Below are 11435 nucleotides of genomic sequence, written 5' to 3'. Positions count from 1 at the left end.
TTAGCTGCACAGCACTGCAGCACGTACCGGGTCAAGGGATACGAGGGCTGCCAACTGATGTTCCATTTGCCGCGCCAACGCAGGCCGGTCAGCGTCGTTGCGCTGGGCCTTCAAACGCAGCAGCTTGAGTAAACGCGCCTTGACCTCGAAGAGCAGGTCAGGCTCCCAGTCGGCAAAGGTGTGGCGTTGCGCGGCAGCGTCCAGCTCAGTGAACAAATGAATGGCCAGCTCGGCCTTGCCGCACTGCTCGGCCACGCGCGCCATCAACAAGCGCAGCAACCAACGCTGACGCCCGGTCTGCACATCGGGCCGGCTCGCCAGCCAGGCCAGCGCCTGCTCGATACCGTCAGCATCCGCTTGCGCCAGTGCCTCGGGTTCCAAGGCGAGTATTTCGCAGGCAGCCGCCGACACTGCGGGGGCCGCTGCGGGCAGCCATTGATCTGGGCGGTTTGCGCTGACCTGCTGGTTGATCCACTCACGCGTGGCTTCATCAGCGAATGGCGAGCCATCGCTCCAACACAGCAACTCCACGCCCGGCAGCCGGTGCAGCAGCATGGCCAGATCGTGTTTGACCATATCCGCCCAGCTTTTGTAGGGCTCAGCCGATTTGCTCAAGGCCTGATGGAGGTACCATTGCAGATCCAGCCAGAAGTGATTGACGCCTTCGGCATACATTTGCTCCACCTGATCAATCAACTCGCTCCAGCTTTGCTGCAGGTGCAAGCGCTTGAGCTGCGCGCGATACTCGCCGCGAGGCGGTGCCAGGCGGGTAGTCCCCTGGGCATTTTGCGGCGGTACCTGATGCACGGTGTCCCAGCGCAAGCTCTTCATCAGCCTATGCGCTGCCAACCACCCTTCGGGTTGTTCACGCAGGTAGCTGGCCAGGCCCCGGCCACTGTCCAGCAAATCGCGACCGGACTTGATGGGTGAGACGCTCGGGCCAGGGGCGCTACTTCTCAGCGGTGAATCACTGCTGGTCTGCGGGACGATTGCTTCCACACCTCCCGACACGGCGAGTCGGGTGTTGAGAGCGCCGTACAAGGCGTCCAGTTGTGGCCGCTGGTCTTCGGGCCAATGGCTGAAGCCGTGCTCCAGCCACACCAATGCAGCCACCGTTCGCTCGCTTTCAGCCTTGACGACCTGAGGGTACAGCGACAGGCTTGCCAGGACCCTGCTGCCGGCAAGCCACTCCAAGGCCATCTTGCGGCTATTGGGACGCACTGGCAGGATGTCGCAGGCATAGCGTTCCAATAGCGCCGCCAGCAAACTCAGGCCATCAGCCAAACCGGCTTCACCGTCCCGGTGCAAGCGTGCCCAGATGTAGTAGGTGGCCACGCGAAGGTCCTTGCAGGACTGCTGGAGCAGCTTCTGCGCCAGTTGCGCCACAAGGTCCACATTCGCCCCGGAGAGTTTGTTGACCTCTTCGCGCATGCGCTGGAAATCATCGTCGTAGCCCGGATCCTTTCCCACAGCTACATCACCGCTGATGGGCATTAGCCAAGGCTCCCAGGATTCGCCGTGTTTGCGGGCAAGGACCAGCGGCTCGCTGGCGGGCAAACAGCTTTCGACAAGGCTTTTCAGGCTCATTCGAAGCCCCCGTTCTGCGTGTACTGCGGGGTATCACGGCCATCTGCCAGAAAGATCTCTCGCGGCAAGCTGAACCCGCGCAACTTGAGCAGTGCCAACGGGCCTTCGCTCAACTCCGTGCGCAAGTGCCAAGTGAGGCCCAGGCCATCCGGCGCATCCAGCACGACCCGAAAACGACTGTCGCCGTCATCTAGCGCCGTGACATTGGCCTGCTCCAGTAAACGAATCAGCCCCCAGGTGCCCTGGTAGTCCGCAAACAGGCGTTCGCCGGTGTGGACGCTGCTCCACGTCAGGCTGATGCCGGGATGGTCGCCCTGCCCGGGCCAGCGAAAGCGTTGCCAGCTTTCTCGCTGGTTGAAGTAGTGATGCTTTTCACCATTGAGTACGAAGGTGGTCTGCACCACATCACGCACAGGCTTGGCTCGCAGCTCGAAGCTCAAACCCATACCGCCATCGGTGTACAGCACATCGGCTAGCTGACTGAGCTGATTGATCGCGGTGAGAAAGTCCGGGTTGAAACGCAGGCCCTGGCTCTGCCGCGCGTCGGCCACCCAGCGGCTGCCTTCCTTGCGCAGAAGCCCCGTGAGCTGTTGTGCCAGAAACTGCTCAATCCGCCCGGAGTCGGCGCGGATCATCTGCCCCAGCATGGGCAATGAAGCGTCACTGCTGGTGGCGGCGAAGGGATAACGGCCGCTGAAAGCACCTTGCCACTCATCGACGATTGCGCGCTGCCAGGCCCGGTTGAGGCCGACCGAGGACGGCTGCAGAATCTGTTGCCAGGCCTGATCCAGCGGCTGCACGAACAGCGTATTGGCCGCTGGCCCCCAATCGGCGCCGAGGCTGGCGGCGATCAGGTTGCCGTAGGCCTGGGTATCGGTCAGGTCCGCGCCTTTGCCTTGGAATACCGTCTGCGCCAAGGTCTGAATCATCGCCTCGGGATCGGGTGCATTGACGACCTGCTGCAGCTTCAAGCGCACGGCGGTGACCCGGGTGAGGAAGGCTTGCAGGCTCAGGCGGCCATCGACTGATCGGCCTTCAGACTCCTTGCCCAGCAACGCCATCAAAGGGCCAAAGGTACTGTCGAGCGGGCCGCTGGGTGTTTGGGGAAGTTGATCGATGATCGGCGCTGCTTTTTGCCCCACCAACTTCTGTGCGGATTCAATCAGGGAATCGGCCAGGGCCTGGCCACGGACGCCGGCCTGGCCCTCGTAGCTCAATGTGTTCATCAAGGCAATCAGTGGTGACTGACGTACATCACTCATCAGCGTCAACTGAGCAATCACATCGCTCAGGCCGTGGCCCTGTCGCCAGCGCAGGCTATTGAGAAAGCCCAGCCATGCACTGCTGTAATCCTGGAAATAGCGTGCGGTCAACCGCTCCCTGAGTTGGTCGGGGCTCAGTTCACTGTTGATGTCGTTGGGGTTGTCGCTGAGTACCCAGTCGATCTCTTCGCGCCGAGTCTGCGCTGCGTCTTCAATGGCGGCACGAACCTGCCCTTCCCAGGCTTGGCGGGTGAATACACCGGGGACCTGTTCTGCACTGGTGAACAGGGCGCTTGCATCGGTGTCGTCGACCATCTGTTGCAAACCCAACGCTGGGTAGTGATTCGCCGCAGTGTCGAGCACTTGTTGGTACAGGCTGCTTTCAGCGTTTCGCTGCCCCAGTTCGCGCAGCAGCACCTGACGCGTTTGGGCGATCAACCTGAGGTCGGCCTTGATCGCCCAGTCAGGGTGCTCAGGCAGATGCTGGCCGTAGAATGTCCACAGCTCCGGTTCGGTAGCGCCCAAAGTCTGGGCCAAGAACGCGGCATCGGCTTTTTCGGGCCGCGCCAGCATCAGATAGGCTTTGAGATAGTTGTACGTCTGCTGTGCCTGCTTGCCGCGCTGAGGGGTCGCCGGAGGCAAGCTGACCAACGCTTTGAGACGTTTTTCCAGTTCCGTGGCGGCTGGGTCACGGAGCAGTTGGCTATTGGCTTGCGTATAAAGCGGCCACACCGCTTCGCGCAGGTCATCGGACCGGTTCAGGCCAAAGCGCTGGTACCACGGTGCCCCGTGCTCTGATCGGTAGTCCAGGCGGGAGAGTTCGCGTACCAGCTCGTCCAGTGCCTGTTTAGTATCGACGCCTGCTACAGGCTGCTGCAAAGCGCTGTACGCCGCCGCGATCTGACCGACTTCGGCCCGGTTGCTGGCAAAGGACAACAACAAGCCGATACCCCAGATGCAAGCGAGGCCCAGCGCGGAAACGTAGCCGACTCTGGCTGGGTGCCAGCCCAGTCGGCGGGCTCGGGCGGAGCGATCTTTGAGGATCCCGGACCATGCTGGGTCTTCGGGCCAGTGGTGTTCGATTGTCGTCGCCGGTTCTGGCCTCTGAACTGGCAAGCTGAACCAAACGCCACGGACCTGGATGCCACGTGTGGTTCTGCCTGAGAGGGACTCAATCAGCCGATACCATCGTGCAGCGCCGTCAATTTGCAGGTCGCGAGCAAGCCGCAGTAGAAAATCTTGGGTTGCATGGCTCTGCATCTGCGCCAAACCTTGTTCGCGCAGTGATTGCTGGAGGGCGCCCAAATGCTCCTCCCAATGAACTGCGGCTCGTCGAGTGGGAAGCAAGCAGCCAACCGCTTCGATGCCCCGCCCCGACTGGTCCCATGGACTTTCACAGACTTGCCATACGTACATAGGCAATTGCCGGCCTAGGTAACGGCTTACATCCTGCAGGTGATGAATGCTCGCACTCATTGAAGCTGCGTCGTCGAGCTGGCGTTCGCTCAGCGCCCAAACGACACCATCAATGCCGAGCCATCGAAACTGCCGTTGCCATTTGTCGAGCAGCGTTGTGTCTGGTTTAGAAAGGAGACTACCACCATAAAGAAGAACAACTGCTCGTCCCGACAGCCACTGACGTTCAATCAGACCAGGGACGATGGCATTGACTTGGGCAGGCTCGCCGACCACCAATAGCACCTGTATTTTTCTCGACCAAAAACAACCGTACTGCTGGCGAAGATACATTCGACTCAAGGCAAAGCTGTCTGCAGCCGCGCCGTGGAATGCATGCGAGGCTTTGGATCGGACCTCTGCTACTGGCTGATCACCGTCCTCGGTGAGATGGCGGTAACTGGCAGCACCGAAGCGACGGGCAAGCACCAAGCCCTCAACGACCAGCACAATCAGAAGGGCGATCCCAGGCAGCACTGCTGACAGGTTCCACCCTTGAACGCTACCGAACGCAAAGTTCAAACCCGAGGGATAAAGCCAAAGCACCAGGCCCACCAGCGCAAGAATCAGTAGTGCAAAGGAAAGCACCACAATCAGCAACCGCGTCCGCTTGAATTGCATATAAAAACCCTACGTCATAAGTGGCGGAACGGGTGTCAGTACCGTTCCCCACAGCGGCGCGTCAGCGCAGCGCGCGCCGCTCAAAATTAGTTGTGGTCCGCAACCACGTTGAACAGTCTGCGCAGCCAGGGCGATGGCCACCCACGGGGCTGCCACTCCCGGCTGTCCAAGTAGCGCGTCCAAGTTGTGGACGTTCCGATCAGCGCGCAGCGGCAGCTCGGCGTCACTCATTACGCTTGTCACTACTGCGTGATACTTCTGTCCAATACCTGATCGCCAAACACGCTCGACACTATTTGCTTGCATGGACGCCCAGGAAAGTGCCTGTTGCGTGGCGCGGGCCAATGCCCCGGCAGACGCGTCTCGAGCCTGTTCTGGCCGATAAAGGTTGGCCACTGGCAGTAAGGCAAATTGAGTCCCGGAGTTGCCTAATAACAGCCCCACCGCTGTTTCAGCTGTGCCTTGAGGCGCGTCTGGCGCTATCACCACTGAGACGAGCAAGAGTAGAGCCTGATCGTCGCTACGTTGGTCCAGCCACTGATCCACCGCCTCCAGCCCACTCCAGGTAATAGGAGAAACGGTTTGGCGAACACCCGACTCAGCTAACGCCGCCCGCCAGACCTTGCCTACTCTGCCTTCACGCAGCGGGCTATCGATCTCCAGCGACAACGCAAGCTCCACGTCATCAGGTAACTCCTGGAGCTGAACTGCGAGGTCATTGAGTAAATTCTTCAAGATCCTCAGAAGCGCACGCTCCGGGTTCTCGTTCACACCACCAGGCAAACGGGAATGACGCACCGTTCCCCTATCTGATCTAGATGGTTGGGCCTTGAGCGCGGTAGTCCCTTCAAGAATGGCATTCACTTGCAACAGTGCGTCCGACTGTTCCGTACGGAGGGCCGTGTACACACTGACCGCTAATACTTGCTGATGGCGCCGCCCCTGACTGAGCTTGCAATCAAGATCAATTACGCGAGCAGCGTCCCACCCATCAGCACTGTGCTGTTGTGCGAGGTAGTACAGCACCCGCATACCACATATCAGGCACCATCCGAGGAATGACCCACCCAGTGCAGTCCCCCAAACAACTGCTGTTTGCGCGCGCAGATTCACCTCTGAAAACAGGGCTACACCGGCGCACGCGAGAAGCAGGAAGATCAGGAGCAAACACAGCCAAAGCCATAGCCTGGGGCTGCCCGGCCGATCAGCCTGAGCAGGTATGCGATCAAGCTCCACTGCCATGAGCTATCTCGCACCAGCGTTGGGCATTGACGAGATCAAAACGCACCCGCACGCGCAACGGTGTCCGTCAAAAGCACTTGGCATATCGTTATCTCGGAAAGCGGAATGCCCTTCTGCGATGACGGTGCGCCCGTGGCCAGTAATAGGGCAACTGACGGGATCCCCTTCACAAGCCACGCAAATACCGCCGAAGCGCATCGAGCTGGGGCCGGAAAGCAGGGTTCCGCCCCCTGTAGTTTTGTCACCAACTCGCGCTACTCCATTCATCTCACGACCTCAAGTTGCGTTGAACACCAGCCAGGCCTAAACGTGATTCCAACTCAGGGACAATAAACCACACCAGCCAACCCTAAACACTTAATTAATGACCATTAACCCCCAACAATTCACGCAATTTACTTTGCATCCCACCATTCAAACCATTGATTTCTCCACGAGCCAACCTCATGTAGTATTTTATATTTCCATCGTCAATCGGATCGCACACTAAGAGATTCTCCAAAGAATCACCAGGCGAATCTGAAAACCTCATTCGACCTATCACATACTTTTCAGCATTCGGAGTAGCTTCAAGCAAATTCAGATCTTCAAGAACGGATGTCCTCCACTCGCCAGAACCAGTAAATTCTCCACCGCAAAACTGCCCCGTATCTCTCGCGACAATGCATCCACTTCTAAGGTCTATCAATTCACAATATGCCACCTCATGAAAAACCTTTCCTTCATCGCACCCTGACTCCACTTGATTTATTGCCGCATACCTGCCATCAGAAGAAACGGTCGGAAACTCATCGTATTCAAACAGACCACCTTCATCAGCAACACCATATAGCTTACGCAATACGTCTCCGTTATTCACCAAGGCCAGACTTTGATAGCGACCGTCCAGCTCGCCCTCATATAGCAATAAACGCCCCCCTCCTAAATCTACTTTCCTGCGAACTTCATCAGCAGCCACGCCTGAAACGCTGATGAAAAGCAACAATGTAAAGAATGGCTTATTCACAGCTTCGCCTTAAGGTCATTAAATCTCTTTTCTGAGTGCGTCATCCTCCGAACCGACGCATATATATTCAACAAAACTCCCTCGTATTCTTCATGATCATCACCCCATTCCTCCGGAACCTTTGGAATATGAGGGTTCCGAGAGAAGAATATTTTCAAAGCACTTCCAAAATCTGTTCTAACATACCCAGGCCTATTGACGTATTGATCCAGAACGGCCGATCTACCAACTTTCGTCCTCAGATACTGATTGATGCGAAACTCAGGATAGCCGGAAGGATAGAGACTTACTGCTAAACGCAGCCGACCTACAAAATCCGTTACCTGCTTTGCCATAAATTCTTCACTTACGATAGCATTGGAAAACACCGCCAACGGCTCTGGCGGCAACTTCCGACCAAGCCTCTTGGCTTCCGCATCAAAGCCCTTGCGCAGAATCTTCTTCAGGTCAACACCAGTTACACATCGTAATATTGAGCTAGAACCAGCAAGCACGGTTCCGCCTCCTGTAGTTCTGTCTCCAACACGTACTACACCCTTCATCAAATAAACAAACCAATTAATAACACCAACTTGAACCCCAATGACGGATAAAAAGAGACATGCACCACAGAGCACACACTCGAAAAACAAAAAATATAACACCCCAATTTTAAAGAAAGTATCTCATGCCTTGCGCATGCACCTTACAAACAACCATCCACCACCAAACGCCGCACATCATCTCCATCCAACCGTTGAAGCCTCATCGGATCGAGTGACCTCACCACATCGACATACCGTATCGCTCCGCCAACCTTAGTCAAAAAAACCAAATCAGTATCGAACTTATAACAACGCCCTCCCCACTGAACTAGCTTGTTAGGACGCGAATCCATCAAACTCTCTTTAATCAAATACTCATCTATAAATTCTAAGCCATTAAGTCTACCTATGAAATATCGCCCACTACCATGAGCACCAGCCTTGGTATCGAATGAATAGACATCCCTAATCTGCTGGGCCAGTAACTCCATCCCCATCTCATAAAAATTTGACTCAAGCAAAGTACCTAGCCCGCACTCCCCAACCGAAATTCGAGCGCCATTACATATGTTCCGCCCATCGACATAAACGCAGTCCACCATAACCTGCTCACCATCAAGACGCAGCGCATAGTAGTAACTATCACGACCAAGCACAAAAATAGCCGACTGCCCATTGATAGTAACCAACACCCTATCAACCCCACCCTTGTCACCAAGAATATCTGTAACAGAATGCTCTATAGATGAATTTCTTACATACAAATCCCTGCCCAGCCCCTCTATTACCACATCGCTGGCTTGCAAGCCGGAAGAAACAAAAATACCGATCCAAAAAAACGCTTTCTTTAGCATCAGTGGAAATCCTTTTTCCAGTTACTCCTATCCCTCAATACCGTTCGAACTATCTCCCTATCGGCAATCAAATGAGCACCGATTAAGCGCCGCACTACTTAACCTTACTCGACAATGGAAACTCCAACCCATCTATGTCAGCATGTGCACCACAAAAACCCAACCCTAACGGTGTTGGATCAACTTCACTAGACGCGACCCTCAAAACACCACCGCGACTTCCAATAGACACAACATCCAATCTAGACCTATAAATCAACTTTTCCGCAACCCGCTCCATATTTATAACAAAGGAACAAACATGCTGCATTGACTGGGTACTGTGCAACTCCGAGCATCCTGATCTCCATCCTTCGCCTTCTCGCCAAAGAAATTAGTCACCCGTTGAAATACACTGTCAGCCATTGCACACCGCTCCAAGCTCTAGAGATTGTTCAACCTGAAAAAACTGTAGAGCCCAGATTTTCAGGATCGTGGTCAGACAAAGGAGGCATGGACGTGCTATCTACCACCTGCTTTACAGGCTGTTCTAAATACTCGAAGCTTGCAGCCTTGATCAGGCAATCGCCTTCGGCACCAGACTCAATGCTGTAGGCATCTATAGCTATGTAACTTCCACCGGCATTGAGCGTAATCTTATTTTTCGCCGTGATCCGAATCTCATCTTCAGTACTAGAAATCTCAAGTCCATGCCGTGCTACTAGCGACAATGCATCGTTCTGCGCTTGAATACTCACTGGCCCTTGGTTGGCAATGAGCTTGATGCCCAATTTGCGCACAAACAGACTCAGCCCCCTGTCCTATCCCAACAAACAAGCGTTTGACCACACTTACATCGGCCTCGCCGCCGGCGTTGAGCAGAGTGGTCAGTTCAGTCTTGCCCAGATGGAAGCTGGCATCCTTACCGAGGATCTGTGCCGCCTCGATATCCTGCTCCTGGGAAGTGAATGCAACGGTGTACTTGAATGGCTGGCTTAGCCATTCCTCGCCTTTGAATGACAGCACATCGAGCTCGGCGGCAAGGCCTTCGACTTCAAGCTGGTAATGGTTATGGGTGGAGCTTGCTATTGGTCTCATCACGACAGGCCCTTTCCCATTGATAAACTCAGGTTGATACCGATGTCCTTGCAGCGAGGACCTAACTTTCCTTCCACGCGCGCGGCGGCGTCACGCGATTGCGCAGAATATTGCTTTTCGAATATTTGCTAACTACCTGCCAATCGAAATGCGTGATATCTTTTGCACTAGACTTGATCTACATCAGCAGATATTCCCTCTCAGGCCTCGTCACCCAGAGCGCCATCTTAATTAATGCATTAACCGGAACGGCTTCCTCGCTAACCATGGCGCATTTTTGCATACTGCGCCACCCCCTCTAAAAATAAGGAAACTTCTTACAGATTGCAGTAAAAATGACAGGTAGGCGGCAAATCGATATGGTTGGTTGAAGGATATAGTCGGCTGGGCACACACAACTGCAAGCTGGCGGCAAGCTATGCCTCACAGACAACACCACTACAGTCGCAGCCCAACAGAGCAATCAAGTCAACTCAACACATCCTGCGATATCGGATGACAAGTCCATACTCCCGTGACTGCCCCAGGAAACCGCCATCCATACAAAGAATGTGAGCCCAGCGATGCACATTATTATTGCAAACGCCCACACAAGCATTGTGAACATATGAAACCTCATGCCGAATCAGGCGAAACGAGCGTTACTGCACCGGTGCAAAATATAACCCCCAGAATCATATATTCTGCCAATCCACTATATAGACCTATTAGCAAACTAAAAGCAAGCAACCCAATGCAAGCACTGAATCACAACATCACTTAACGCATCGTCAACAGATTAAAGGCCGCCAACACCCCCAACTCTTCCGAAAAACCATCAACGCCTCACGCCTTGCCTAGGTGCATCCCCTCATTCCCCGGGATTCGCCCAGCGTACCGCCATCAAAAGAAATCAACTGACAGCCCACCCCTAATAACAACTAATGGCACTACGGTGGAAACTCAAAACCACTTCCTCTCACCACTTCATCCGGAACATCACTAATCGCAGGACTGTCAAACTCTTTTTCACCAAAATATTTATCATGACATCTAACCGTTTCTACCTGACCACTAATTTTACTGAACTCCAAAAAAGCTTTTGCTCCAAATGTTTCTTGCGGATCACCAAAAACATAAGAACTACCTGACCGCTTAAAACCAAAATACGTGGTGTAAGTGGCAGCATCAACCCATCGAAATATTGGCTCATCACGCCTAAATACAGTTTTCGACTCGATACCCTTGTCAGTCCCCTGAAGATAATCCACCGTCAGCGGCACACTTCCCTTGCACAGAGACACGACCCCTCCCTTTCCATCATCTAAACGACATGTGAAAATTATATCCCGCCCCAAACTACACAGACTTTCTGTAGCACCAATAGCACTCAGATCGAAAAAAATCAGGGCCAGAAAAAGGAATCCTTTGAATCCGGAAACAGTCATTCGAGAGCCTCCTCTGCCGCTCTATATGCCATTCTTCTTCTACCTATCCCTTCTCCTCACCCATTTACCCTCGCTGTAACCCTCTCAACAAGCCTGAGCAGGTATGCCATCAAGCTCGACTGGCATTGGCTGCTAGGCATAGACGAAATCAAAACGCACCAGCACGCGCAACGGTGTCCGTCAAAGTCAACTGGCACACCGTTATCTCGGAAAGCTGAATGCCCTCCTGCGATGACAGTGCGGCCGCGGCCAGGAACAAGGCAACTGACGGGATCGCCTTCGTAAGCGACTCCAGTCCCCCCGAAATGCAAACTGGTCGAACCAGAGAGAACCACCCCTCTTCCGGTTGTTACATCACAGACGCGAATTAAGCCCTTCAT

Annotated in this window: 11 protein-coding genes; 1 reads left to right on the top strand and 10 read right to left on the bottom strand. The window is 54.5% G+C overall.

Annotation, left to right across the window (positions count from 1 at the left end; translation table 11 throughout):
- The 8 genes from tssA to FS767_RS11950 all read right to left on the bottom strand — a co-directional run bounded on the left by tssA (position 1) and on the right by FS767_RS11950 (position 9321).
- On the bottom strand, positions 1 to 1587 hold the full coding sequence (gene tssA, locus FS767_RS11985; protein WP_144965754.1) for a type VI secretion system protein TssA: 1587 nt from the start codon (positions 1585 to 1587) through the stop codon (positions 1 to 3).
- A complete protein-coding gene (locus tag FS767_RS11980) occupies positions 1584 to 4925 on the bottom strand; it encodes an ImcF-related family protein (protein WP_144965752.1) in 3342 nt (1113 codons plus the stop codon). Before FS767_RS11980 ends, tssA begins: the two co-directional genes overlap by 4 nt.
- A gap of 9 nt (positions 4926 to 4934) precedes the next feature.
- On the bottom strand, positions 4935 to 6092 hold the full coding sequence (locus FS767_RS11975) for a hypothetical protein (protein ID WP_256674268.1): 1158 nt from the start codon (positions 6090 to 6092) through the stop codon (positions 4935 to 4937).
- Between the two features lie 78 nt (positions 6093 to 6170).
- Positions 6171 to 6434 (bottom strand): PAAR domain-containing protein, encoded by a 264-nt coding sequence (locus FS767_RS11970; protein WP_144965748.1) that lies wholly within the window; start codon positions 6432 to 6434, stop codon positions 6171 to 6173.
- Positions 6435 to 6528: 94 nt separating this feature from the next.
- A complete protein-coding gene (locus FS767_RS11965; protein ID WP_144965746.1) occupies positions 6529 to 7173 on the bottom strand; it encodes a hypothetical protein in 645 nt (214 codons plus the stop codon).
- Positions 7170 to 7667 (bottom strand): hypothetical protein, encoded by a 498-nt coding sequence (locus FS767_RS22840; RefSeq protein ID WP_178102733.1) that lies wholly within the window; start codon positions 7665 to 7667, stop codon positions 7170 to 7172. The genes FS767_RS11965 and FS767_RS22840 overlap by 4 nt, the downstream gene beginning before the upstream one ends.
- 191 nt (positions 7668 to 7858) lie before the next feature.
- A complete protein-coding gene (locus tag FS767_RS11955; RefSeq protein ID WP_144965744.1) occupies positions 7859 to 8551 on the bottom strand; it encodes a hypothetical protein in 693 nt (230 codons plus the stop codon).
- Between the two features lie 434 nt (positions 8552 to 8985).
- A complete protein-coding gene (locus FS767_RS11950) occupies positions 8986 to 9321 on the bottom strand; it encodes a DUF2345 domain-containing protein (protein ID WP_305985676.1) in 336 nt (111 codons plus the stop codon).
- Between FS767_RS11950 and FS767_RS23340 the strand changes: the two genes are divergently transcribed.
- On the top strand, positions 9314 to 9529 hold the full coding sequence (locus FS767_RS23340; RefSeq protein WP_305985674.1) for a hypothetical protein: 216 nt from the start codon (positions 9314 to 9316) through the stop codon (positions 9527 to 9529). The genes FS767_RS11950 and FS767_RS23340 overlap by 8 nt on opposite strands.
- A 1028-nt stretch (positions 9530 to 10557) precedes the next feature.
- Here the strand turns inward: FS767_RS23340 and FS767_RS11945 are convergent.
- Both FS767_RS11945 and FS767_RS11940 read right to left on the bottom strand, forming a co-directional pair.
- The gene (locus FS767_RS11945; RefSeq protein WP_144965742.1) at positions 10558 to 11055 is read right to left on the bottom strand and encodes a hypothetical protein; all 498 of its coding nucleotides are present in this window, start codon (positions 11053 to 11055) and stop codon (positions 10558 to 10560) included.
- A gap of 56 nt (positions 11056 to 11111) precedes the next feature.
- Entirely contained in the window at positions 11112 to 11435 is a 324-nt protein-coding gene (locus tag FS767_RS11940) for a PAAR domain-containing protein (RefSeq protein WP_144965740.1), read from the bottom strand.

It is taken from the genome of Pseudomonas sp. DE0010 (assembly GCF_007680745.1).
In the GTDB taxonomy this organism is placed as follows: Bacteria; Pseudomonadota; Gammaproteobacteria; order Pseudomonadales; family Pseudomonadaceae; genus Aquipseudomonas; species Aquipseudomonas parafulva_B.
The sequence above is the reverse complement of the archived record's forward strand: the minus strand, read 5'-3'. Positions and strand labels throughout refer to the sequence as shown.